Origin of the sequence: Nocardia altamirensis NBRC 108246 (assembly GCF_001612685.1) — a bacterium.
Taxonomy (GTDB): Bacteria; Actinomycetota; Actinomycetes; order Mycobacteriales; family Mycobacteriaceae; genus Nocardia; species Nocardia altamirensis.
Genome location: NZ_BDAY01000122.1, coordinates 1 through 24,579, shown reverse-complemented (window position 1 = coordinate 24,579; position 24,579 = coordinate 1). Strand labels below are relative to the sequence as shown.

Sequence of the window (24,579 nt, the reverse complement as noted above, 5' to 3'; positions counted from 1 at the left end):
GGTTTGCACCGGATTAGCGTGGTTGCTTCGCCTGCCGTACCCGGCTGACCTCCGCAGTCGCTCACGCGTTCTCTGGTTCCAGCCGGGTCACTTGGCTGTGGTCCCGTTTCGAGAGCTTTCGAGATCGAAGTCGTCGAATCGTCGCTGCCAACAACCGCGAGCACAGAAGTCCGCGCCCTTATCGGGGTTTGCAACGGATCAGCATGGTCGCGTCGTGGGCCGTACTCCTCTGACCTCCGCCGTCGATCAAGCGGTGTCTTATTCCGGCCGGGTCATCCCCTGGTGGCCGGAACAAGTTGGGACAGGGGGCGACGTCTTGACGTAGCAATTGCGCTCTTGACCCAGGTTGCAGCATGGGTCAAGAGCGCAATTCCTACGTCAAGTGGGGCTGTGGCGCGCGGACGTGGAGATCCCCGCGCCCTGATGTGGATCGGTACCGCTACTGGGCGTCCAGAGTGGTGCGGATTCGCAGAGCGGGTGTGGGTTTCAGGGTTCCCGATCAAACATGGGAACGGATTCACTGAATCACTCGGAGCGAACCACCGAATTGGTCGCAAGTAGGCGACAGTGCGGTCCAGGTGTCGCCCGCGTATTGGCAACCGACGCTGACCTGGACTCCGTTCTCCAGCAACACACGCCAGCGCACGGTCGACCCGTCGCCGGGGTGTTCGGTGTAGGCGAGGCCGGGGCGGCCGCCGTAGCGGACGTCGCGTTGTAGTTCGGAAAGCACGCCGGGGGGGCGCTGGCTGATCTGGTCTTCGAGCCGAGTGGCGAGCTGCTCGTAGCTGACGCCGGGGACCAGGGTGTGTGTCACCGTAATGCGGAGTCGCGCACCGTCGTCCGGAGACAGGTCGACCCGGTACTTGTTGGAGACATCGGGGGTGGAGCCGATATGCCAACCGTTCGGCACCTGGAATCGGAGGCGGCCGACCGTGGTCGCGGTGTCGGTCGGTGGCACGATGCTGTTCGATGGCGGTGTGCCGCCGGGTGATTCGGGGCCGCTGGTCGCCACGGTGTCGCTCGGCGACGGCACCGAGGTCGGACCGGCCGCCGGCGGAGTGTCGGACCGGTTGAGGAAGACGACGCCGACGATCACAGCAACGGCGACCACCGCCACTGCGGCGACGACCGCACTCACATAACCGCTGCTACTGCGACGACCGGACTGCTGGGCGGCACGTTCGCGCAGCGGCTGCATCCATTCGGGTTGCGGCAGGGCGGGCGGCACCTCCGAAGGCCGGATCGGCTCGGTTTGGCGACCGGGGACCAGGTCCGGTCCGGCGACGGAGCGCAGTTCGACGCCCGGTCCGCAGGTTCGCTGCACGGCCGCGCGGAGCACCTCGACCGTCCGCTGGTCGGTGACACCGACCGCTTGCGCCAGGTCGACGGGTCGGCCGTCGACCAACCGAGCGATGAGCCCGCAGAGTTCGGTGAACCCGCGAGAATCCGGATGTACCTCGGCGAGCGCGAGATTCGGTTCGTGCTCACAGGCTTCGACATACACACCTTGATGGCCGCGAATCACCGCGGCGGCGGTAGCGCTGAGCGCACCGAACTCCAGCACCAGGGTGCGGCGGCTGTGGCTGGTGCCCGCGTCCACCGCGACGGCCCGCACCGCCAGCTCCTCGAACGCGACCTCCGCCGTGAACCGCCGTGCCGCCTGGTCGAGCACGGCGCGGCGGGCCCCTCCCCATTCTGTCGGGCAGATGAGGGTGATCCGGTCGCAGGGCGTGGTGACGCGCAAGTTCTCCAGCACGGTCGCGAAGACGGCGCTCAGCGCGTCCACCACGGAAGGGATGCGCGGCAACAGCGCGATGGCTTCCGCGGACACGTACTGCACTGCGGAACTCACCTGGGTGGGCGGGGTCAGCGACTGCCCGACCACCAGGTCGAATCCGTTGCTGCCCAGCACAACCGACGGCGGCATGTCCCAGTGTGTCGTCGCGCCGCGCGCCCAGACGCGGGTCGCGGTGACCACCAGCTGCACGGCCGACATCAGGGCTGCTGCATCCAGGCCGTCTGGATCAGCCCTTCACTGCTGCGCGTCACATACGTGCCGCGTCCCGGCGGCATGGCGCTCGGACGCGTCGTGCCCATCAGCACGCCCTCGTCGCGGCTGCAGCTCATGATCAGGCCCGCCGAGCCGAGGTCCTTCATCCTGGCCAGCGTCGCCTCGTACATGGCGCGGCTCGCGCCACCGGAGCGGCGCGCGATGATCAGGTGGAAGCCGAGGTCACGCGCGTGCGGCAGGTGCTCGACGAGCGCCTGGACCGGGTTGCCGGTGCTGGTGGCCACCAGGTCGTAGTCGTCGACGATTACATACAGCTCGGGCCCGCTCCACCAGGAACGATCGCGCAGCTGCTGCGGTGTCACGTCGGGGCCAGGCGTCCGGTTGCTCACGTATGCGGCGAGATCGGCCATGTTCTGGGTGAATTGGGGTGCGGTCGAGCCGTAGCCGGAGAGGTAGCCCTCCGGCACCGTGCCGAGCATCGAGCGCCGATAGTCGCCCATGATGATCCTGGCCTGGTCCCGAGTGTTCGACGCGCAGATGCCCTCGACGATCGAGCGCAGCAGCGTCGTCTTCCCGGATTCGGTGTCGCCGATGATGATGAAGTGCGGGCTCTCGACGAAGTCGATGTAGACCGGCGCCAGCTCGGACTCGTTGATGCCGATCGGGATTCGCGTGCATTTCGCGGTCTGGTCGACTTGCACAGGCCAGTCGCCCGCCAGGTACAGCAGTTGGTCGCGCGGCAGCTGTTCGGGCAGCATGCGGACCGACGGCGCCGGGCGACCCGGGGTCAACCTGGCGATGGTGGCGACGGCGTCGCCGACAGCTTGGCCGAGGTTGTTCTGATCCGCGCTGCCATCGATGCGCGGCAGACCTGTCAGCATGTGCAGGCAGTCCGGTGTCATGCCGCGGCCGGGGCGGCCCTGCGGGACCATCGCGGCGAACTTGCGGCCGAGGTCGGAGTCCATCGGATCGCCGAGTCGCAGTTCGATTCTCGTGCCGATCTGGTCCTTCAGCGCGGGCCGTGCCTCCGCCCACCTGGCCAACGCGATGACCACGTGCACGCCGTACGACAGACCCTGCACGGCCAGGTTCATGATCACCTGTTCGAGCTGCTCGAAGTCCTGGCGGATCGAGCCGAAGCCGTCGATCACCAGGAACACATCGCCGAACGGGTCCTCGTGCGCGCCGGTCGCGGCCGGGCTGCTGGACGGGTCCATCGCGCGCAGGCGCCGGAATTCGACCATCGACTCGATGCCGAGTTGCCGGAAGCGCGCCTCGCGTTGGCGGACGATGGTGGTCATCTCGGCGATGGTGCGCCGGACCTGGTCCTCGTCCAATCGGCTTGCGACAGAACCGACATGGGGCAGTCCCTGCAGGCTCATCAGCGTGCCGCCACCGAAGTCGAGGCAGTAGAACTGCACCTGCTCGGCGGTGTGCGTCATCGACATCGCCATGATCAGCGTGCGCAGCGCGGTCGACTTGCCTGACTGCGGACCGCCGACAACGGCGACGTTGCCGCGGGCGCCGGCCAGGTCGACGATCATCGCGTCACGCCGCTGGTCGTAGGGGCGGTCGACGATGCCGATCGGCGCACGCAGCGTGGCCACCGCGGCGTATTCGCCGGTGAGAATGGAGCGCGGGATGAGCTGGTCGAGGGTTGGCGCCTCGTCGAGCGGCGGCAGCCAGATCTCGTGCGCGGGACGGCCGTGGTTGGCGATCCGGGAGACCAACATGTTCAGGTTCGACATCTGTTCGCCGTCGTCGCGGTCGTCGGCCTCTTGGCTCGGCTCCGGCGGCAACGGAACCCGGTCCACCGCACGGAAATCCACGTGGGTCGCGGTGAACGGCCGTGCCTTGGTGTCGATTTCGCCCGCCTGGGTGGCGACGTGCATGTCGCGCTGCGAACCGCCGCCGACGTACGCGCCGGAAACATAGGAGGCCTGGAAGCGCACGATCTCGCCGGAATCCGACTTCAGGTAGCCGCCACCGGGGTTGTTCGGCAGGTTGTAAGCGTCGGGCACGCCGAGCACCTGGCGGGATTCGTTGGCGGAGAAGGTCTTCAAGCCGATCCGGTAGGACAGATGGCTTTCCAGGCCCTTCAGCTTGCCCTCTTCGAGGCGCTGCGAGGCGAGCAGCAGGTGCACGTGCAGCGAGCGGCCGAGCCGGCCGATCATCACGAACAGTTCCGCGAAATCCGGGTGCTGGGTGAGCAGTTCGGAGAACTCGTCGAGCACAACGAACAGCGCGGGCAGCGGATCGAGGTCGGCGCCCGCCGCGCGGGCCTTCTCGTATTCGGAGACGTTGGCGAAGTTGCCCGCGGAGCGCAGCACCTCCTGGCGGCGGTTCATCTCGCCGGCCAGCGCATCCTTCATCCGGTCGACGAGGTCGGCTTCTTCCTCCAGGTTGGTGATGACGGCCGCGACGTGCGGGACGCCGTCGAGGCCGAGGAACGTTGCGCCACCCTTGAAGTCGACAAGCACCAGGTTGAGCTGGTCCGGCGAGTGGGTGGCGAGCAGGCTGAGCACCAGCGTGCGCAGGAACTCCGACTTACCGGAACCGGTGGCGCCGATGCACAGGCCGTGCGGGCCCATGCCGTTCTCGGCGGCTTCCTTGATATCGAGTTCGACCGGCAGGCCGTCGGCGCCGATACCGAACGCGACCCGCAGCCGCTCCCGGCCGTAGCGCGGGCGCCAGGCGTGCTCGGGGTTGAAAGAGCCGATATCGCCGAGGTTCATCAGCTGACTCCAGGTCGAGATCACCTCGGAGTCATCGGTTTCCACGTCGCTGCTGCGCTGTGTCGCGGCACGGTACGGCGCGAGCCTGCGGGCCACCTGCTGTGCCTGCTGCGGGCTGATCCGGTCGATCAGCGCGAAACGCTCCTGGTTGCCGGTCGCGCCGCGACCGACGCACTCGCCGTTCTCCACGATCATCTTGATGCCGCGCGATACCGCCAGCCGCGGCGCGTACCCGCACAGGTCGATGATGGTGACGCCTTCGTAGCCGGATTCGCGCAGCTGATCGTCCTCGGCCTCGAGCAGGCCGCCGTCGACAACGATCACGATGTGCACCATGTTCGCGTTGGCAGGCTGGTTACGCGAGTACCTGACCCGGTTGCCGAGCAGCGGCTGCAGGCCTGCCATCGCCTCCCGGATCGAGCCGTAGAACATCCGCTGGGTGCCGATGCCGTCTTGGGCGTCGGGGTGCTGGGTGTGCGGAAGCCACTTGGTCCACTCCCACTCACGCGCCGTGTCCGGGCCGCAGACGACCGCGACCAGCACCTGATCCGGCGCCTGGAACATGCACAGCTGCAACAGCATCGCGCGCGTCATGTCCCTGGCCTCGACCCGGTCGCCGTCCAACGCGATGGTCGCGAAGCCCTTGACCGCGATCGCGGTCGGCAGGTCGGGCACCGTCGAGTGCGCGCGCACGAAGCGGCGCAGCGAGACCGCCGCGATCGGCTCCAGCTCCTCGACCGGTCCGGTCTCCGGCGCGACCAGCCGGGTCGCCAGTCGCTGGCCGCCGACACCGATGCGGGCGTGGCAGAAGTCCTTGTCGCCCGCACGCCGCTCCCACATGCGGCTGGTGCCCGCGAGCATCCAGATCAGGCCCGGCTCCGGGTGGCTCCATTCGACCGAGGCGCGCTGCTGTTTGGCGGTCTCATCGACGTCGCGGCGCACCTGGTCCAGGTAGCGCAGGTAATCCTTGCGGTCCTCGTTCGCCTCGGCGGCCTTGGCCCCTTTACCGCCGCCCTGGCCCGCGAACATGCCGACCATGGAGAACATCATCATGAGCGGGAACATCATGCTCATCGGGTTCGATCCGATGCCGCCGCCCGAGGTGAACAGCAGCGCCATCATGCCGACCATGCCGATGATCATCACGACCGGCATCAGCTTGAGCAGCAGGTTGCCCGGTGTCACCCGAGGAATCTCGGGCGGTGGCTGCAGCGTGACCTCGCCGCCGGGCGAACGCGGCATCTCTCGGCGGGCTCGACGCTGGAACCGGACAGTACTCATCTGAAAAGCTATCCCCCTCTTCGACAGCTGCTACCCCGACGGCCGAATTACTGTGGCTGCCGAGTTTCGGCCTCAGTGTAGAGGGCACAGCCGACATGTCGTACAGTTCGACCAGCATTCTGCTGCCCGGACCGTGGGTTCGCAAGCTCGACGTCGGCTCTCGGGTTTGCGAAGATTACGAGGTAGAAGACCGAGTTGGGGGAAGCTTGACGCACGCGCGACTTGACCATATCGAGGAAGATTCCTCGCGCGGAATCGTCCGCGCACCGGATCTCGCCCGGGTAACCATTCTCGCCAAACACACTCAAGTGGATATGGCGATTCCCGTGGATGTTCCGGTCGCGTTGGTGATCCCGAGCGTCGTCGACATGGTCGCACAACACAGCCGAACCAATGATTTCGACAATGAGGGCGAGCGCTTCGAGCCCGCCGAATGGGTGCTGGCGCGGATCGGTCACCCGCCCTTCTCCAATTCGCTGAGCCTCGGCGAACACGGCGTCCGCGACGGCGAACTGCTCATGCTGGAGAGCGCCTCGCACACCGCGCCGACCCCGCTGTTCGACGACATCATGTACAACGTCGCGATCGCGGACACCGACCACTACCGCAGCTGGACCCCGAAGGTCGCGCGGATCACCGGCTCGGTGCTCGCCGCCGTCACCATGCTCGTCGGCTGTTTCGGCCTGCTGATCGCCCCCGGCACGCTCCCCTACTGGGTCAGTGGTTCGGTCGCGATGGCGGTGACGATCCTGCTCGTGGTCGCCGCCATGGTGCTCAGCCGGATGTACGGCGATACCTCGACCGCCCTTGTCCTCGGCGGCTGCGCGCTGCCCACCGCCTTCACCGCGGGCATGCTGTATGTGCCCGACCACTACGGTTGGGCCCATATCCTGCTCGGCGCAGTGTTATTCGGCGCGACGGCGGTCCTCGCCTGGCGCGTCACCGGCGTCGGCCTCGCCCTCTTCATCGGCGCGGCAACCCTCGCGGTGTACGCCGTGCCCGCCGCCCTGGTCGGCCTGCTCACCGCGCAACCGGAACGCGCCATCGGCGCAGGCGCCGCCGCCCTCGGCCTGGCAGGCCTCGCACTGTCGCCGCGAGTCTCCATGCTCCTCGCGAAACTCCCACTCCCCCCGGTCCCTTCGCCGGGCACCCCGATCGACCCCACCGAAGACGACCCCGACGACCACCGCGCCCTGCCGACCATGGAGGCGCTGCGGGTGAAATCGGAACGCGCCCGCATGTACCTGGCAGGCCTGGTCGCGGCAACCACCCTGGTCACCGCCGCAGGCGCACTCGCAGCGACCGACCCACGGGCCGAAGACCCCTACTGGCAGGGCATCGCCCTCGCCCTCGTCTGCGCGGCCGTCCTCATGTTCCGCAGCCGCACCTACGCGGGCGCCGAACAAGCGGTCGTGCTCATCGCGGGCGGCGCAGGCATCGTGCTGATCATGCTGATCGGCGCGGGCTTCGCCATGGATCAGCCCCTTGCGGTATTCGGCGCCGCCATGGTCATCCTGATCGCTGCCCTCATCCTCGGCATCATCATCCCCAACCAGTCGGCAACCCCACCCATGCGCCGAGGTGTCGAACTCCTCGAATACGCCTTCGTCGCAGCAGTACTGCCCCTGGTCTTCTGGGTAGCCAGCCTCTACTCCCTCGTCCGCGGGCTGTGAACCGGATCCTGCGCACCGGCGCAGCGGCGACGGTGCTGGCATTGAGCGTGTCGTTAGGGGTGGGGGCGAATCAGGGTGTGGCGCACGCTGATCGGCCACCGCCGGTCGACCCTGGAGCACTTCCTCCCGGCGATCCCGCTCGGCCGCCGGTACCTACCGAGCATCCCGCCAACACTCCGTGTGCCTCGACCCAGCAGGGCGGAGAAGGCCCAGCGACCCCGCTGCCCCAGCAAGCACTCGACCTGAAGCGCGCATGGGAATTCTCCAAGGGCGAAGGCCAGCTCATCGCGGTGATCGACACCGGCGTCGTCCGCCACCCGCGCCTGCCTGACCTGGATGCCGGCGGCGATTACGTGGCAGATGGCGGCGACGGCGTCAACGAGGACTGCGACGGACACGGCACCGCAGTCGCAGGCATCATCGGTGCGAAACAGGTGCAGGGACAAGGCTTTTCCGGTGTGGCGCCCGATGCGAGAATCCTCTCCATCCGGCAAACCAGCAAGTTCTACGACAAGAAAGACAACAGGGCGGAGAAGAGGCCAGAAGATCCTCCCGAGGGATACGGCGACCTCAACGCGTTGGCGTCTGCTATCCGTCGTGCTGCCGATCGCCGCGCCTCGGTTATCAACATCTCGCTCGTCTTGTGTGTCGGCAACGGCCAGGCCCTCAACGATTCCGCTGTCGGTGCGGCAGTTCGCTACGCAACGCTCGAGATGAATTCCGTCGTCGTGGTGGCGGCGGGCAACAAAGACAAGAATTGCAAGACGGGCAACCCCGATGTCGTCAATCCGCTCCATCCAGAGACCGACCCGTGGAAGAACGTCACAACCAATGTCACGCCCGCCCGCTACGACGACTACGTTCTTACCGTCGGATCCATCGATAAGGACGGCGCGCCGTCGGAGTTCACCGTGCCCGGTCCTTGGGTCGGAGTAGCCGCACCCGGCGAGGACATCGTCTCGCTCGATGCGCGGGGCAACGGCACCATTACCGGCATCTACGAGAACAACCAGATGGTCCCGCTCAAGGGCACCAGCTTTGCCGCACCCTACGTCTCGGGCGTGGTGGCGCTGGTCCGCGCCCGCTTTCCCGAACTGAGCGCGCTCGAGGTCATCAAACGCATCGAGGCCACCGCGCACGCGCCAGGCGAAGGCTGGAACTCTTACGTCGGCTACGGCGCCATCGACCCGATCGCCGCACTGACCGCAGAAACCACGAAACCCCTTCCCCCCAAACGCCCCGCCGCCGCCAAGCAGATCCAGCTGGCGGTCCCCGCACCACCGCCACCACCGGACAACCGAGCCCGCAACGCCGCCCTGATAGGCAGCGCCTCCGTCGCCACCCTGCTCATCATCGGCATGCTCGCCTCATTCCCGATCCGCCGCCGTTTCGGCGTACACGGCGACGACCTGTAGTCCACGAAGCACCACCGTGGAAGGGCCTCAGCCGTAACGGCTGAGGCCCTTCCGCTACAGCGGGTTGTCGCCCAGGAGTGGTTCCATGCGGCGGTACGCGTCGTAGTCCCTGAAGTGGCGCGCATAGAGGTCGCCACCGTTGGACAGATCGTCGGTAAGGGACCGGTTCACATCGACGATGCCCTTCAGCGCGAGAGTGATGTTCTCGCCCTGTTCATTCCGATAGGTGCACTCTTGCTCTTTTGCCGCCGCCACGGCCAACTTTCGGGCTGCGTCTTCGGATTCGGCATAGAGGAGAACAAAGTCCTCCTGGTACATCGGCACGTAATCCGGTGCGTCCGAGGTCGATTCGAACAGGATGACAGCGATATAGGGGGTTCGGCTCATACCTGCCTCATTCATCGCTTCTCGAAACGGTTGCCTCGGCAGCTGGATGCACTATCCCCGCACCGAATTTGCTTGTCACTTGATATGACGCTCCGTGATCAGGATCGGTTCCATCGGATCGAGGTCTTTTCGAGCCGATTCGAAGGGCCGATGTACCGACACCGGCCATCGAATTCTCTCCGGTTCGCCAGCGGATCGGGTCGGCGACGGTAGCGTCTGGACGGCAGTACGCGAAATATAGAGTGCTGGATTCCATCGACGCAGGTAGATCGCATGTCACAGGGAAAAGACGTCAGCAGCGGCGCGGCAGGCCCAGCGGGGCTGAGCCGCCGACAGGCATGGGAGCGTGTGACGGGGGTGCCTATGGTGGCGCTCGCCGTGATCTTTCTGGTCGTCTACGCGTGGTTCGTCCTCGATACCGGGGCTTCGCCGGAGTTGGACTCCTGGCTGGGGCGGGTCGATGTGGCGATCTGGGTGGCGTTCGTCGCCGACTTCGTGATCCGGTTCGGGTTGTCTACCCGCCGTTGGCATTTCGTGCGCACGCATCCGCTGGAGTTGCTGATCGTGCTCATTCCGCCGTTTCGCCCGCTGCGGTTGGTGCGGGCGGCGGTGCTGATCCTCGGCTCCCTCAACCGGCACTCCCTTTCGCACCGGACCCGGCTTTCGGTGTTCGTCGGCACCAGCTCGGTGCTGGTCTTGACCCTGTGCAGCCTGGCTTTCTTCGATGCCGAGTACGGCGTGGAGGGCAGCAAGGTGCTGAACTTCGGTGATGCGCTGTGGTGGTCGGCGGTCTCGGTGACGACCGTCGGCTACGGCGACGTCTACCCGGTCACCACCGAGGGCAGGCTGATCTCGCTGGTGCTGATGACCTTCGGCATCGGGCTGATCTCGTTCGCGATCGGCACCACGACCACCTGGGTGATCGATCAGCTGAAGGCGGTCGAGGAAAGCTCGGACCGCGCCGACCGGGAGATCAACGCGCTGGTTGCCGAGGTGCGGACGCTGCGCGCCGAGGTCGCCGCGCTGCGCCCGACCGACGAGCAGCACCCTGCCGACAATGCGAAACCCGTTGGCGCGGACGGCCGTTAGCGACTACTTCGACGAGACCAGCTGCTTGGCAGGCGCGGCATCCGGGGCGATACCGTCGTGGGCGACCATGGCTTCCTCACGGCCAAGGGTCGGCCCGCCTGCGAGCAGACCGACGATCGGATACGGCGCGCGTTCCGGTGTCACGCCGGAGTCTTTGCCCATGCCGAGCGCGTTCGCCGCATCCTCGTTCTTGACGCCGTAGCGGACGCCGGTGTCGGAGACGTAGAACATGCTGTCCTTGCGACGACTGTCGACCTCGATGCCGGTGGTCTGGACGAAGGCGCCCGAGCCCGGCTTGAAGTACACCGAATCGACGTTGTCGCCCTTGCCATCCGCCTGTGCGAGCGAAACCAGTTTGGCGTTGCTCGGCATCGGCAGGTCGGTGCCGTCGATGACGGACAGTTCCGCGTGCACCGCGACCTCAGCGTTGTCGGCGGCGCCTGCGATCGGCTTCCACGACAGGCAGCTCACCGGCCGTGCCTTGGACTGCACGATGGTCGGCGCGACGTCGGGGTAGGAGTCCACCCGCAACACCTTTGCCGGCGGTGAATTGGTGGACTCGAAATCGCCGATGACCGCACCATGATCCGGATTCCGCTGCGAAACCTTGATCACATCCGCGGTGAACGGGCTCACGGGCTGAATGCCGTCACGCAGCAACACGTAATTCCGATCAGCCTTACCTGACACCTGAACCACGGTGCCGATCTTCAGATTATTGATCGAGTAGCCGACCGTTGACCCGCCCGGATCATCGATCTTCGGTGGCACGATCGGGTTCACCTCGGGGATGGCGTTCAGCAGTCCTTCGCTGATCGGCCGCGGCGTCATGCCTCGGACGTTCAACGGCCCGGTGACCTGCGGGTCGTTCATGTCCACCCGCGCACGCGTGTTGTTCCAGATCAGGTAGGTCGCTTCTTTGCCCTTGACCAGCAGGCCCTTGTCCCGGCCCATTGCCGACGCTCTGTCCCCGAGGTCGAGGTCGCCGATCAACACCGAGCTGGTGCGATCGTCGGTGCCGTCCGCCTTCAGCGAATCGCACACGGTCCAGGCCCGCCCCTTGCCCGCCTTGTCGAAGCTCAGCGCGCTGGGTGCACCGGGGATGCCGATCAGCTGACCGCGCGGTTTCTTGCCGACCTCGGATTCCTTGACGAGGGTCGGCTTGGCGGCATCGCCGACCGCGAGCCGCGCCGAGGCAAGGTTCAGCGTCGGGTACGCGACGTCGTTGATCATGGCGTAAATGGCGCCGGATTCCTTGGCGACCAAGATCTTGCTGTTGTCGATCTTCCCTTGCGGGCGAATCAACGCCAGGATGCCGCAACCGGCCAGCACGACCAGCGCGAGAACGAGCCCCGCCGCATACGCCCGCGACTGCGAGCGCATCGGATCGTGCAGCATCCGCACGTCCCGCCGGACCAGGGCGTGTTCCATCCGTCGAACCAGGAAGCGGTAACCGCTCACCTGCCACCGAGTAGTGGGTTTTGAAGGCATTATTCCTCCCCCGAACAGTGCTCGCGTTCGCGCAACACAGTACAGTTCCCTGGGACTCTTGTTCAGCTCGGCCACGACGAATGGGCCGACATCGGGTACTTGGGGGACGACGATGGCGGAACCTGCCGGGGCGGGACCACGACCGTTGCTGGGGCGTATCTCGCTACAGAATCTGCTGATTGCGCAGGTCATCGGGTTTATCGCCGGGGTGGGCGCACTACTGGGCGGATTGCAGGCGCTGCCCGCGCTCGGGGTTGGCATTGTCGTCGCGCTGATTCCGCTGATCCCGATCGCGAAGCGCACCCTCCTCGACTGGATCGCCACCTGGTGGCGCTACCTGACCAAGCGTGACTATCTGATCGGCGACACCGTCGACTACCGCGGCACCGACGGCCGCTCGCTCGGCCTGTACTGGGACGGCAGCCGGGTGGTCACCGTCGTCGAGGTGCTCGCCCCGCCCGGCGGGCTGACCCGAATCGCCCGCAACACCGTGCACGCCTCGCACCTGCTCCCGCTGCCTGAACTGGCGAAATGCCTTAGCCAGCACGACATTCTGCTCAGCGGCATCGACATCGTCAGCCACGGCCACCGCAGCAGGTCCGGCACGCCCGCGGGCAAGATCTACGAATCGCTGCTCGGCCCGCTGCCCGCGACCGCGCACCGAACCGTCTGGCTGGCAATCGGTTTCGACGCGGTCGCCTGTCCGGAGGCGGCGGCCAGGCGTGGCGGCGGCGCGGAGGGCGCTTCCCGCGCGGTCACCATCGCGACGCAGCGCATCATGCGCGCGCTCGAGGACGCCGACTGCAACGCCCGCATTCTGACCGCGCCGGAAATCCGCAAGGCGGTCCTGCAGATCACCAGCGGTTTCGACCCGCGCACCCTCGAACAGCGGTGGCGCTACGCCGAAATCGGCAACAGCGTGAACATCGGCATGGCGGTTGATCCCAAGCGGCTCGGCTCCGATCTGCTCGCCCAGCTGTGGGTCGCCCCGTCCCGCGGCACCACGGTGGCGGTGCGGCTGCGGCCTGGCAGCTCGGCGGAATCGGTGAGCATCGGCGCCGCGTGGCGACTGACTGCCAGGGAACTGCCAGAACGGCGCAAGCTGGCAGGCATGGTGTCGATGAATGGCAGACACCGCAACGGGCTGCTCGCGCATCTGCCGATCGCGGTTCCCGGCGTCGACGACACGGTCCCGATGAGCGAATACCCGATCGACGTCGTCGGTGCGCTGCATCTGCCCTCCTCGGGTTGCGGCCAGCTGATCGGCTCCGACGACGAGGGCAACGGCGTCGCGGTGCGCATCGTCGGCACCGGCATCTCGACCGTGTACGTGGCCGGAGAGCTCTATCTCGCACAGCAATTGGTGTTCCGCGCGCTCGCGGTCGGCGAGCGCGTGCTGATCCGCACCGACCGCGCACACGCGTGGGAGAACCTGGTCACCACCATCGGCAACCCGGAGCGGTTGACCCTCGCGGTCGAAACCCACCAGTCCGACGCGGGATTCACCGCGACCGTGGTGGACGGGGTGCTCGCGCCCGCACCGCACGCAGGCGTCACGACGATCTACGTGACCGGCGATCCGATGGGCTGGCCTGCCACCCGCCCCGATCTGTCCCTGCACCAGCCAGGCGCGATCGGCAACCACGTCATTCTGCGCACCGGCACCGCCCAGGTCGACCTCACGCTCGTCTCCATCCCCCGCGAGGCCACCTACATCGGCCACCCGCGGGGTCGGCGCGGCGCCATGGCAGGCAACAACGCCGGGTGAGTAACGGTCTCGTGGGTCGATTCCGGTCAGCCGGGGTACGGATCGGTTGTGCGAGCAGCACGCAAAGTCCGTGCCCACCAAGCCAACTGGCCCAGTAATCGCTCGGCGGCGTCGATGGCCGCGCCGTCCTGGGTCTCGCCTGCCGCGTCGAACTGTTTCTTCGCTTGATGGAAGCTGACGGTCTCGCGGATCGACACCATGTGGATTTCCGCGACGACCTGGCGCAGCTGCTCCACGGCGCGCAGCCCGCCGGAAAGCCCACCGTAGGAAACGAATCCGATCGGTTTGGCCCGCCATTCGCGCTTGGCGGTGTCGAAGGCGGTCTTCAGCGCGGCCGGGTATCCGTGGTTGTACTCCGAGGTGATCACCACGAACGCATCCGCCGCCGCCAGCCGAGCGCGGTAGGCCGTCGCCGTCGCGCTGTCGGTGAGGTCGGTGGGCAACGGGGTGTCCAGCAAATCGATAACGCCCGTGTCGAATTCGCTGTGCGCACGTAAGGTGCGCAGGAACCAGTCCGCGACCACGGGCGCGAACCGCTCCGGCCGCACACTGGCCACGATGACCTCGAGTCGCAACGGGGTATCCACCGCGTGAGCTTAACGCGCGGGCAGAGCGGTCGAAGGAGACGAAATGATCTTGGTAACCGGCGCAACAGGCACCATCGGCGGCGAGCTGGTGGCAGCGTTGAGTGCGGCAGGCACACCGGCCCGCGGCCTGGTCCGCGATCCCGCGAAGGCCACCATGCCCCCTGGCATCGACGCGGTCACCGGCGACCTCAACCGGCCGGACAGCCTGACCGAAGCACTCGACGGGGTGGATTCCCTGTTCCTGCTGCCCGGCTACGACAACCAGACCGAATTGCTCGACCTCGCGAAAAAGGCGGGGCTGCACCGGGTTGTGCTGCTGTCGAGCGCCGCGGCAGCGCTCGAAGACATGGACAACGCGGTCTCCCGCTACATGACCCTGTCCGAGCGCGCGGTGCGCGAATCCGACCTGACCTGGACGATCCTGCGGCCGCGCACGTTCATGTCGAACGCACTGCGCTGGCTCCCGCAACTCGCCGAGGGCGACGAGGTGCGGGTGCAATTCCCCGATGTCCAGGTCGGCGCGATCGACCCCGCCGACATCGCCGCCGTCGCAGCCCAAGCCCTCACGGGCGGCTTCGATGGCCGCGTCCTCGAGCTGACCGGCCCGTACGCGCTGCGGCCTGCCGACCAGATCGCCGTGCTCGCCGAGGTCCTGCATCGCCCACTGGTCGCACGCGGGCTCAGCACTGAGGAGACCAAGGCGGAGTTGGCGGCGACCATGCCGCAGCACTATGTCGATGCGTTCCTGAGTTTCTTCGCCGACGGCACACTCGACGAGGCGACGCTGCACCCCACCGTGCGTGAGGTCACCGGCCGAGCGCCGCACACGTTCGACCAGTGGGCGCGCGAGCACGCCGCCGCCTTCGCCCGCTGACGGTGCGCACTGCCCGATTCGGTATCGACACTGACCCCTTTCGGCATCGACACTGCCGAATCAGGCACGATAGGCACTGGATGTCGGCCTGACCGTGGCATAGTGTTCGACTTCGGGAGGGGGGATTGTGATCACCGAGCGCTGGCTGCTCATCGAGACACTGGGGCATGTCCACAGTTGGTCGCTGCTCGCCGTCGGGACGTCGCCGCGCGAATGGAAGTCGTTCCAGCGCGCGGTGGCCACCCGCTTCCAGCACCTCATCGGTGCGGCCTTCGCGAGCGGCTCGGTCATCGACGAGGAGTTGCCGCAGTCCAGGCACAGCTGGTCGGGGCAGCGGATCCGGGTGGTGCCGCTGTCCGGGCCCGACGGCCGAGCCCATGCGGTCCGGCTCTGGGTCGGCGCCGGTGAACCGCCGCCGCCCGCCGGCGTCGCCGCGTTCGACGTCGACGCACGCACCCGGCGGATCGAAGCGCTCCCGCACGACCTCGGACCGCATTTCGAGGATCGCGTCGTCTGGATCGGCGCCGAATCCTTCGAGCTGATCGAACGATTCGACGGCGCACTCGATTTGGTCGCCGCGCTGGCCAGATCGACGCCAGGCGACCAGTGGTTGGACACGGCGACCGTGCGATCGCGGACCGGCCCGCGCACCCTGCTGCTCGCTGCCCGCAATCCCGAGCAGAACCGCTATCGGTGGCGCGGCCTGGCCGTCGATGTCACCGAGAGTGTTGCGCCACAGCCCAAGTCGTTCGAGGCGGCGACCCTCGATCTGCTGCGCGGCGCGCAACCGAACCTCTACCTGGCGATCGTCGACCTGGCGCAGGTCCGGCTGATCCGCTGGGTCACCGAACCCGTGCCCGGCCTGCGCTGGGGCCGCGGCACCGACGAACGGACCGTGCCACACCCAGCCGACCGCGCCCGGATCATCGCCGCCCGCAACGACATCCGATCCGGCACGCAGCGCGTCACGCTCACCGGCGTTCGCCTGGCCACCGACAACGGCGACTGGCTCGTCGCCGACCTCGAGGCCTCACCGCTGCCAAGCGGCACAGCCACACTGCCGACTCCCGGTTTCGCTCTGGTCCAGCTCGATATCATCGCGCCTCCGCCGACTTCGTAGCGGGCTGCGGCACGCCCTCTGATTTCCGCACATCGACTCGCCGCGCTGACACGCCTGCGGATGTCAAACCGTCTGCGGCGAGGGGACGTCCGCAGCAGCGAACCGATCAGCCCGCCGCGACCTGTGTAGGCGTCGCCCCGAACTCCGCGAAGCCCTGCACCGGTGGCACCTGCGCGACGAAACCCAAGCTCCGCCTGGCCCGTTCGGGGTCAGCGACGAAATGCCGCACATCGCTGAGCCGATACTGCCCGGTGACCACCGGCGCAGGCCCGCCGCGCGCCTTCGCCATGATCGAGGCGACCTCCCACAGCGTGACCGCACGCCCGGACGCGATATTCAGCGGAACGAACCCAGGCAGTGCCGCTTCGACAGCCGCGAGCACGGCCGCGGCGGCGTCGCGCACATGCACGAAATCCCTTACCTGCCCGCCGTCTTCGAACACCTGCGGCGCGCGGCCTTCGTCCAGCGCGGCCCGGATCCGCCCGACCAGTCCGGCGTGGGCGCCCTCTCCGTAGACCTGGTGCATCCGCAACGCGGTCACCGCGCCACCGACGCCGAGCCCCCACGCGAACGCGTAGTTCTCCTGCGCCACCTTGCTCGCGCCATAAGTCCCGCGCGGCCGCAGCGGCGCGTCCTCGGCGACCGGCTCCCAGGTGAGCACCTCGCCGGTGCGCGGCGCCCGATGGTCGAACATGCCGCGATCCAGGTCGGCGCGCCTGCGCAGCCCGGGAAAGAACGGGCCGCCGCGCACGCTGCGATACCGGCCTTCGCCGTAGACGGTGATCGAGGACGCCAACACCAGGCGGCGCACCTTCGTCCGCTCCATCGCGCCGAGCAGCGCCGCGGTACCCAGATCGTTGTGCGCCGCGAAGTCGGCAGGGTCGGTGGCAACGGTGATCGCGGCAAGATGGCAGACGACGTCGACGCCGGCGAGCAGCGGCTCCAGCGCGGCGCCGTCGCGCACGTCGACGCGCGAAACACCGTCCGGCGGTTCGGCGTCCGCGCCGTGCACCGAGTCGAGCATCAGGTCGACCGCGACCACCTCGTGTCCGGCGGCAGCCGCGGCTTTACGCACCTGTGTTCCGATGAAACCGGCCGCGCCGGTGATCAACACTTTCATGCACGCACCTGGATCATCCCCGCGTATGCGAGGAGCACCCTTCCTTGGCCCATGGATCAGGGTAGATCGAACGGCAGCGACACTCCGGTATGAACACGGCATCGATCGCACGTGTCGGTCTCGGTGACCGCGGCCACCGAGCGGCGGATCAGCTCCTTGAACGGCGCCAGGTTGCGCTTGAACTCGGCGAAGACGTCGACCGCGTGCACGCCTGCGCCCTCCTCCAGGCCCGCGTCCAGATCGGTCACCAAAGCGACTGCGGCGTAGCACATCTCGAGTTCCCTGGCGAGCACCGCCTCGGGGTGACCGGTCATGTTCACCAGGTCCCAGCCCTGTCCGGCGAACCAGCGGCTCTCGGCCCTGGTGGAGAACCTCGGCCCTTGGACGACGACCATCGTGCCCGCGCCCTTCATCGGCAGCGCGTCGTTCGCGGACTTGATGGTCGCGGTGCGCAGGTCGTCGCAGTACGGATCGGCGAACGAGACGTGCACGCCGCCACCGTCGAAGTAGGTCTGCGGCCGCCCCGACGTCCGATCCACCAACTGATCCGGCACCGCCACCGTGCCCGGCCCCCAATCCCCGCGCAGGCTGCCTACCGCACAGGGCGCGAACACGCGGCGCACGCCGAGCGAGCGCAACGCCCACATGTTCGCCTGGTACGGCAACGTGTGCGGCGCGAACTCATGGCTCTTCCCGTGCCTCGGCAGAAAGGCGACGGGCCGCCCCTCGACCTCGCCGACCGCGATCGGCGCACTCGGTGCCCCGTAGGGCGTCTCTACCTCGACGTTCGTCGCCTCGTTGTCGAAAAAGTCGTAGAAACCACTACCACCGATAACAGCAAGCGCGGGCCTGGCATGCGAACTCATGCACCAATTCTCTCGTCCCCGATTACCGGATGTTCAACGGGTACCAGAACTCCGGGCAACAAGACCGCAAGTTGTCAGACCCCTCGGCAATGATGGGAGGAATTCAGAGCTGGGCGGAGGTGCGTGTGGTGCAGGCGCGTCGTGGTGTGTCGCGGACGGGTGTCGGTGTGTGGCTGACAGTGTGCAGTGGGCTGGCTTTCGCCAGCACCGGGCCGCTGGCGAAATCGGTGCTTGTCGAGGGCTGGTCGCCGGGCGCGGTCATGGCCGTCCGGCTCACCGGCGGGGCCGTGATCATGCTCGGCCTGGCGCTGCTCGCCGATCCGACCGGACTGCGCGCCTGCGGGCAACACCTGCGCACGGTCGTCGCCTTCGGCGTGATCGCGATCCTCGGCGTGCAGGCCACCTTCCTGTTGTCGTTGCCATATCTCCAGGTGGGCGTGACCCTGATGATCCAATTCCTGGCGCCGATCGTGGTGATCGGCTGGAACTGGGCGGTGCGCGGGCGCAACCCGTCTCGCCTGACCATGCTCGGCGCGGCCCTCGCGCTGGGCGGTGCGGCGTTGGTGATCGACGTGTTCGGCGCGGGCGAGCTGAACCTGCTCGGGATCGGCTGGGCCGCACTGTCGATGCTGTGCAACGCGGCATTCTTCCTGCTGTCCGAACACACCTCGGACCGGCTGAGTCCGGTCGCACTGCTCGGTTCCGGGCTCACGGTCGCAGCGGTGGCCGCGTGGTTGGCAGGCGTGGCTGGCGTGCTGCCGTTGGTGTTCGGCGGCGGCACGGCGACACTCGCCGAGCAGCACATTCCCGCCGCCGTCTCGCTGGCGCTGCTGGTCCTCATCAGCACCGTGGTGGCCTACCTGTCCAGCGTTGCCGGGGCAGCGCGGCTCGGGTCGACGCTCATGTCGCTGGTCTTGCTGAGCGAGGTGCTGTTCGCGGTGGTGCTGGCGTGGCTGCTGCTCGGCGAATCGATTCGCCCGGTGCAGTTGGCCGGCGGGGTCTTGGTGGTCGCGGGGATCGCGCTGGCCCGCGGCAGCGCAGGGCGGCGCGCCGCCGAGCGGGCGCCCGACGCGGCAGCACCCGTCCTGACCTGACAAGTTGGCCGGCAAACTGTACCCTAGGGGGGTATTAAGTCCGGTCCGGCCGCAGACCGGCAGGCAGCGAGGAGAACCGGTGACAGACGCCACGCAGGACCACAGTGCGCACGACCATGCCGCGCACGGGTACATCACCGCCAAGGACGACTACCTGAAGCGGCTGCGTCGGATCGAGGGTCAGGCGCGCGGGCTGCAGCGGATGGTCGAGGAAGAGAAGTACTGCATCGACATTCTCACGCAGGTCTCCGCGATGACCAAGGCGTTGCAGGCGGTGGCGATGGGGCTGCTGGAAGACCACATCAGCCATTGCGTGGTCGATGCCGCGGTCGCGGGCGGGCCCGAGGCCGAGGCGAAGATCAAAGAGGCGACCGACGCGATCGCACGGCTGGTTCGCTCCTGAGTCAGCCGTGCCAGCGGCGGTAGATCTCGATGGCGCCGGGATGCAGTGGGACCGGCGCGGTGCCGATCAGGGAACGGCCGTCGAGGAACTGGGTGCCCGCCGCCTCGGTGGGCACCAGCGAATCCGCTTGGTACACCAGTAGTTCGACGATCGAAGCGGCGGTGTCCTGCGACATCGACGCCGCGGCGAGCATCAGATTCGCCACGCCGATCGTGTGCACCGCGGAACCGCCGGGATAGGCGTCGGCGGGGATCTCCACCCGGTCGTACACCGGGCCGAAGCGCTCGCGCATCGGCACCGCCCACTCGCCCATATCCACCAGCCGCATGCGGCTCGGCACCTCGAGCACTGTCGTCGGCACGCCACCCGCCCACAGCAGCGCGTCCGAGGCGCCGGAGTTCAACGCCGCCACCGCATCCCGCAGTGGCCGATGCGAAATCACCACGTCCTCTTCCGGATCCATCCCGGCGACACGAAGCAGCCGGTCGCCGGTCAACGCCGCGCCCGAGCCGTCGGCACCCAAATTCACCCTGGCGCCACGCAAGTCGGCGACGCGGGTGATCGGGCTGTCCGAGCGCACCACCAGCTGCAGGTAGTTCTCGTACACCCGGCCGAGCGCGAGCATCCGATCCGTCGTGTCCCCCACCGAATCCGACAGCGCCAGCGCCGCATCCACCTGTCCAGTCGCCAGCATCGTCAGGTTCTCCTGCGATCCCGACGTGGTCACCCGCTCGATCCGCACGTTTCCCGATTTAGCGGCAACGGCACTCAGCAGCCCAGCGAACGCGTGATAGAAACCGCCGACCTCCCCCGAGGCCAGCCGGACCAGCGGCCCGCCACCACTCGGCCCGCACCCGGCGATGCCCGCCGCGGCGACCGCGCCGGTCAGTGCGAGGAACCCGCGCCGATTCACCATTGTTCACCCCACGCGGGCAAGCGGATTCGCACGGCAAGCCCCTGCGGCAGCACCGGTTCGACGGTCAGCGTGCCGCCACGCGCCTGGGCGAGCGCCGCCGCGATCGGCAGCCCGAGCCCGGAACCACCGCTGGCAGCATCGGATCCGCGGTAGAAGCGGGTGACGAGCCGGTCCACCTCCTCGGGGCGTACGCCTGCACCGTTGTCGTCGATGGTCACGGTGACCCAACCCGGCGCGGTTTCCACGCCGACAACGGTTTTGGCGCCGGCCCCCGCGTACCGCGACGAATTACTCAGCGGCACATCGAGTATCTGCGCCAGTGCATCGGCGGAGACCGCGGCGTCGGCATGCGCCGCCGACGGCGCGATGAGCAGTTCCTGCCCCGCGCTCGCATAGGCCGAACACCACGCGTCGAACCGGTCCGCGACCACCTGCACCGCGTCGCAATGCGCATCGGCGTCCGCCGTGCGGGCCGCGTCGAAGGCGGCGGGCGTCTCGGCGACGGCCAAGCTGAGCAAGCCGTCCAGCAGCGCCGTCAGTCGTTCGACCTCGGCGCTGGCCCCGCGGAAGGTGTTCGCCGCAGTGTCCGGTATCGCGGGCTCCAGCGAGTCGAGCCGAATGGTCAGTGCCGCAAGCGGGTTCCGCATCGCATGCGCGGTATCGGCGACGAGCTGGCGTTGCGCGTCGACCGAATCGGCGACGGCAAGCGCCATCGCATCGAAAGACTCGGCAACAGCCCGCATTTCCGGCGGACCACCGTGGCGCCGGGCGATCGACGGCGGGCGGGCCTGCACCGTCTCGGCGCGCGGGGCAGGCAGCGTCGCCGTCAGATCCGCGACCGCGTGCGAGAGCGCCGCGAGCGGCCGCAACACCCAGCGGCTCAAGGTCAATGCGAGCAGGGTGAACAGCGCCATCGCGATCACACACCCCAGCACGATCAACGCCCAGGTCCGCGCGATGTCGGCGCGCGCACGCGCGGTCGAGGCCTGAATCACCACCGCCCCGTTGACCTGGATGCCGGTGCCGACCGGCCTGGCGATGAGCATGGTCGGTGAGCCCCACGGCGTCAGCTGATTCTCGGCGTGCGGGCGCTGGTTGCGCCTTGCCGCGGCCACCGCGGCGCCGATACCGGGATCGGCCATGGTCGCACCGCCATTGGCGGTCGTCGCGCCCTTGGCATCGACCACAAGGACGTTGTCGCCGAACAGTTCGTGATAGCGGAGCACCTCGTCCGCGAGCGCGCGGGTGTCCCCGGTCGACGACGCGGCGGCCGCCAGGTTCGCGAACCGGTCGGCGTCCCCCGAACGGGCGAGCACCAACTGCTGGGTCCGGCTGGTCGCGACCGTCAGCGAAAGCGGCACCGCGAAGGCGAACACCGCGATCGCGGCGAAGACGGTCAGCGCGATGAGTAGGCGGCGCCGCACGGCGTGCCCCCGCTCACTGCCCCCACCGATAGCCGTAGCCGCGAATGGTGGTGATGAGACCAGGCCGGTTCAGCTTGCTCCGCAACCCGGTCATGTGCACATCCAGCGACCGCGACACCGCGACGAACGCGTCGCCCCAGATCCGATCCATCAGCTGCTGCCTGCTCACCGCGGCCCCCGGCCGCTCCACCAGCGCCTCGACCAATTCGAATTCCTTCTGCGTCAACATGATCGGTTCCCCGGCCACCTCGACGACGCGGGCTTGCAGGTCCACCCTGACGTCCCCGGTGACCACCTCGGCCTGCGCGGGTTGCGCCGCAGCGGCCGCGCGCCGGGTGACGGTCTCCAGCCGCGCCATCAACTCCGCGATCCGCGGCGGCTTCACCACATAGTCGTCGGCGCCGCCGCGCAGGCCGCGCACGATGGACCGCTCGTCGCTGCGCGCGGTCAGAATGAGCACCGGTACCTGACTCACTTCGCGCAACTGCCGCAGCACCTGCAGCCCATCGGCATCGGGCAGGCCGAGATCGAGGATCACCGCGTCGTAACCGCGGTGCGACGTAAGGAGATCCGCGCCGCGCCGTTTGCGCTCGGCCCGGTATCCCCGGGCGTTGAGCGCCTCAACCAACGCGTCGCCAACGCCGTCGTCGTCTTCGACCACCGCAAGCCGCACGCGCCGATCCTCCCATAACGGGTGGATCGGCGCGGATGCCGGGCTGTCGGTCACGCGCGGTAGCCCCTGGCGTTGCGAGCCTCCACCAGAGCATCTCCCAACGTCAGCAACATCTTCGGTAACCGCAAGCCGCACGCGCCGATCCGGGCGGATCGGCGCGGCGGCCGGTTGATCAGCGTGCGGAGACGAGGCCACGCTCCGACTCCGGACCGCTCGACTCGAAGGCGTGACCGGCCTCGCGGTCGAGCTCGGTGGTGGACTTGTTCTTCAGGAAGAAGATGTAGACCAGGAGCGAACCACCGATGAGCGCAGTGACATAGGCGATGAACTGCGGAACCATATCGTGCTTCTTCATGGCTTCGTAGATCACCGGCGCGGTCCCGCCGAAGGCGGAGTTGGCCAGCGCGTAACCCATGCCAACGCCGAGTGCCCGGATGTTGGCCGGGAACAGTTCGGCCTTGACCAGCGCGTTGATCGAGGTGTACCCGGTCAGGATGATGTACCCGATGGCCAGCAAGCCGAAGGAGGCGAGCGCGTTGTGGCTCTTCGGCAGGAAGGTGATCAGGAAGTAGGTGTAGATCACCCCGCCCACTCCGAAGAACACCAGCAACGGCTTGCGGCCCACCCGGTCACTGATCCAACCGCCCACCGGTTGCAGGCACATCAGGAAGATCAGGCCGATCAGGTTGACCCAGGTGGCCACCGAGGCGTCGCTGCCGGTGAACGCCTTCTTCACCATCGCCGGGGCGTTCACGCTGTAGGTGTAGAACGCGACGGTGCCGCCCATGGTGATCAGGAAGCACAGCAGCAGCGGCCGCCAGTGCCGAACCAGCAATTCCTTCATCGACCCCGAGGTGCGGTCGGCACCGGAGCGGGCGGCGTCGATGTGGTCCTTGGACAGTGATTCGTCCATGTCGCGCCGCAACCAGAACACCACGATCGCCGCGAGTCCGCCGATAGCGAAGGGGATGCGCCAGCCCCAGTCCTGAATCTGTCCCTTGTCCAGGACCGCGGTCATGATCAGCAAGGTGAACTGCGCCAGCACGTGGCCGCCGATCAGCGTGACGTACTGGAACGAGGAGAAGAAACCACGCTTGCCCTTGGTCGCCACCTCGGACATGTACGTCGCCGAGGTGCCGTATTCGCCGCCGGTGGCAAAGCCCTGGACCAGCCGGAAGACGATGAGCAGCGCCGCGGCGCCCACACCGATGGTCTCCCGGGTCGGCATGATCGCGATACCGAAGGAACACGCTGCCATCAGGGTCACGCTGAACACCAGCGCGGCGCGGCGGCCGTGCCGGTCGGCGTAACGGCCGAAGTACCAGGAGCCGATCGGGCGCATCAAGAAGGTGACAGCGAAGATCGCGTAGACATAGATGGAGGAGTTCTCGTCATCCTTCGCGAAGAACTGATTCTGAAAATAGGTCGCGAAGACGGTGTAGATATAGACGTCGTACCATTCGACGAGGTTTCCCGAAGACCCCTTCAACGTATTCAGAATTGCCCGCCGAGTGCTGGTTGGCACCGATAAGGGAGCCGAATTGGGCTCCGACGCCTTACTCAATGTGGACATTGACCTACCTCCTTCGACGCAGCTGTGCGTCTTCAGGAAGAGTGTGTCTGCTGTCACAGTCACTGCGAAAGCGTCCGAG

The 24,579-nt window shown here is 67.5% G+C and carries 19 protein-coding genes; 8 read left to right on the top strand and 11 right to left on the bottom strand.

All coding sequences use genetic code 11. The features are described from left to right. Positions 1 to 517: 517 nt before the first annotated feature. Positions 518 to 1,996 carry a type VII secretion-associated protein gene (locus tag NA11_RS41655; protein ID WP_069167631.1) on the bottom strand — a complete coding sequence of 493 codons (1,479 nt, stop codon included), beginning with the start codon at positions 1,994 to 1,996 and terminating at the stop codon, positions 518 to 520. Beyond that, entirely contained in the window at positions 1,996 to 6,027 is a 4,032-nt protein-coding gene (gene eccCa, locus NA11_RS41650) for a type VII secretion protein EccCa (protein WP_069167630.1), read from the bottom strand. The genes NA11_RS41655 and eccCa overlap by 1 nt, the downstream gene beginning before the upstream one ends. Before the next feature lie 206 nt (positions 6,028 to 6,233). Between eccCa and eccD the strand changes: the two genes are divergently transcribed. Together eccD and mycP are read left to right on the top strand one after the other, a co-directional pair. Further along, positions 6,234 to 7,700 (top strand): type VII secretion integral membrane protein EccD, encoded by a 1,467-nt coding sequence (gene eccD, locus NA11_RS41645; RefSeq protein WP_069167635.1) that lies wholly within the window; start codon positions 6,234 to 6,236, stop codon positions 7,698 to 7,700. Then, positions 7,697 to 9,115 carry a type VII secretion-associated serine protease mycosin gene (gene mycP, locus NA11_RS41640; protein WP_369691192.1) on the top strand — a complete coding sequence of 473 codons (1,419 nt, stop codon included), beginning with the start codon at positions 7,697 to 7,699 and terminating at the stop codon, positions 9,113 to 9,115. The genes eccD and mycP overlap by 4 nt, the downstream gene beginning before the upstream one ends. A gap of 54 nt (positions 9,116 to 9,169) precedes the next feature. On the opposite strand, the gene NA11_RS41635 is transcribed toward mycP, so the two are convergent. After that, the gene (locus tag NA11_RS41635) at positions 9,170 to 9,502 is read right to left on the bottom strand and encodes a DUF4288 domain-containing protein (RefSeq protein WP_218023487.1); all 333 of its coding nucleotides are present in this window, start codon (positions 9,500 to 9,502) and stop codon (positions 9,170 to 9,172) included. Positions 9,503 to 9,775: 273 nt separating this feature from the next. On the opposite strand from NA11_RS41635, the gene NA11_RS41630 reads away from it, so the two are divergent. Next, on the top strand, positions 9,776 to 10,591 hold the full coding sequence (locus NA11_RS41630; protein ID WP_069167628.1) for a potassium channel family protein: 816 nt from the start codon (positions 9,776 to 9,778) through the stop codon (positions 10,589 to 10,591). Between the two features lie 3 nt (positions 10,592 to 10,594). Here the strand turns inward: NA11_RS41630 and eccB are convergent, their stop codons facing one another. Then, positions 10,595 to 12,082, bottom strand: a complete 1,488-nt coding sequence (eccB, locus tag NA11_RS41625; protein ID WP_084655541.1) for a type VII secretion protein EccB — start codon at positions 12,080 to 12,082, stop codon at positions 10,595 to 10,597. A gap of 112 nt (positions 12,083 to 12,194) precedes the next feature. Between eccB and eccE the strand changes: the two genes are divergently transcribed. Next, positions 12,195 to 13,850, top strand: coding sequence for a type VII secretion protein EccE (gene eccE / locus NA11_RS41620; protein WP_069167626.1), 1,656 nt, complete (start codon positions 12,195 to 12,197; stop codon positions 13,848 to 13,850). Between the two features lie 26 nt (positions 13,851 to 13,876). Here eccE and NA11_RS41615 read toward each other — a convergent pair whose 3' ends face one another. After that, on the bottom strand, positions 13,877 to 14,437 hold the full coding sequence (locus NA11_RS41615; RefSeq protein ID WP_069167625.1) for an NADPH-dependent FMN reductase: 561 nt from the start codon (positions 14,435 to 14,437) through the stop codon (positions 13,877 to 13,879). Between the two features lie 43 nt (positions 14,438 to 14,480). Between NA11_RS41615 and NA11_RS41610 the strand changes: the two genes are divergently transcribed. Together NA11_RS41610 and NA11_RS41605 are read left to right on the top strand one after the other, a co-directional pair. Continuing rightward, positions 14,481 to 15,311 carry an NAD(P)H-binding protein gene (locus tag NA11_RS41610; protein WP_069167624.1) on the top strand — a complete coding sequence of 277 codons (831 nt, stop codon included), beginning with the start codon at positions 14,481 to 14,483 and terminating at the stop codon, positions 15,309 to 15,311. Between the two features lie 127 nt (positions 15,312 to 15,438). Next, positions 15,439 to 16,431: a GAF domain-containing protein gene (locus tag NA11_RS41605; protein WP_069167623.1), complete on the top strand. Its 993-nt coding sequence runs from the start codon at positions 15,439 to 15,441 to the stop codon at positions 16,429 to 16,431. Between the two features lie 106 nt (positions 16,432 to 16,537). On the opposite strand, the gene NA11_RS41600 is transcribed toward NA11_RS41605, so the two are convergent. Together NA11_RS41600 and NA11_RS41595 are read right to left on the bottom strand one after the other, a co-directional pair. After that, entirely contained in the window at positions 16,538 to 17,551 is a 1,014-nt protein-coding gene (locus NA11_RS41600; protein ID WP_069167622.1) for an NAD-dependent epimerase/dehydratase family protein, read from the bottom strand. A gap of 56 nt (positions 17,552 to 17,607) precedes the next feature. Continuing rightward, positions 17,608 to 18,417 (bottom strand): S-methyl-5'-thioadenosine phosphorylase, encoded by an 810-nt coding sequence (locus tag NA11_RS41595; RefSeq protein WP_069167621.1) that lies wholly within the window; start codon positions 18,415 to 18,417, stop codon positions 17,608 to 17,610. 128 nt (positions 18,418 to 18,545) lie between these two features. Here NA11_RS41595 and NA11_RS41590 point away from each other — a divergent pair, with 128 nt between their 5' ends. Further along, on the top strand, positions 18,546 to 19,511 hold the full coding sequence (locus NA11_RS41590) for an EamA family transporter (protein ID WP_167837851.1): 966 nt from the start codon (positions 18,546 to 18,548) through the stop codon (positions 19,509 to 19,511). A 79-nt stretch (positions 19,512 to 19,590) separates the two neighbouring features. Then, positions 19,591 to 19,914, top strand: a complete 324-nt coding sequence (locus tag NA11_RS41585; RefSeq protein WP_069167620.1) for a metal-sensitive transcriptional regulator — start codon at positions 19,591 to 19,593, stop codon at positions 19,912 to 19,914. Position 19,915: 1 nt separating this feature from the next. On the opposite strand, the gene NA11_RS41580 is transcribed toward NA11_RS41585, so the two are convergent. The 4 genes from NA11_RS41580 to NA11_RS41565 form a co-directional block, all read right to left on the bottom strand. Next, entirely contained in the window at positions 19,916 to 20,830 is a 915-nt protein-coding gene (locus NA11_RS41580) for a TAXI family TRAP transporter solute-binding subunit (RefSeq protein ID WP_069167619.1), read from the bottom strand. Continuing rightward, entirely contained in the window at positions 20,824 to 22,254 is a 1,431-nt protein-coding gene (locus tag NA11_RS41575; RefSeq protein ID WP_069167618.1) for a sensor histidine kinase, read from the bottom strand. The genes NA11_RS41580 and NA11_RS41575 overlap by 7 nt, the downstream gene beginning before the upstream one ends. Positions 22,255 to 22,267: 13 nt before the next feature. Then, positions 22,268 to 22,927, bottom strand: a complete 660-nt coding sequence (locus NA11_RS41570) for a response regulator transcription factor (protein ID WP_069167632.1) — start codon at positions 22,925 to 22,927, stop codon at positions 22,268 to 22,270. A 172-nt stretch (positions 22,928 to 23,099) separates the two neighbouring features. After that, positions 23,100 to 24,500 carry an MFS transporter gene (locus tag NA11_RS41565; RefSeq protein ID WP_069167617.1) on the bottom strand — a complete coding sequence of 467 codons (1,401 nt, stop codon included), beginning with the start codon at positions 24,498 to 24,500 and terminating at the stop codon, positions 23,100 to 23,102. Positions 24,501 to 24,579: the final 79 nt, after the last annotated feature.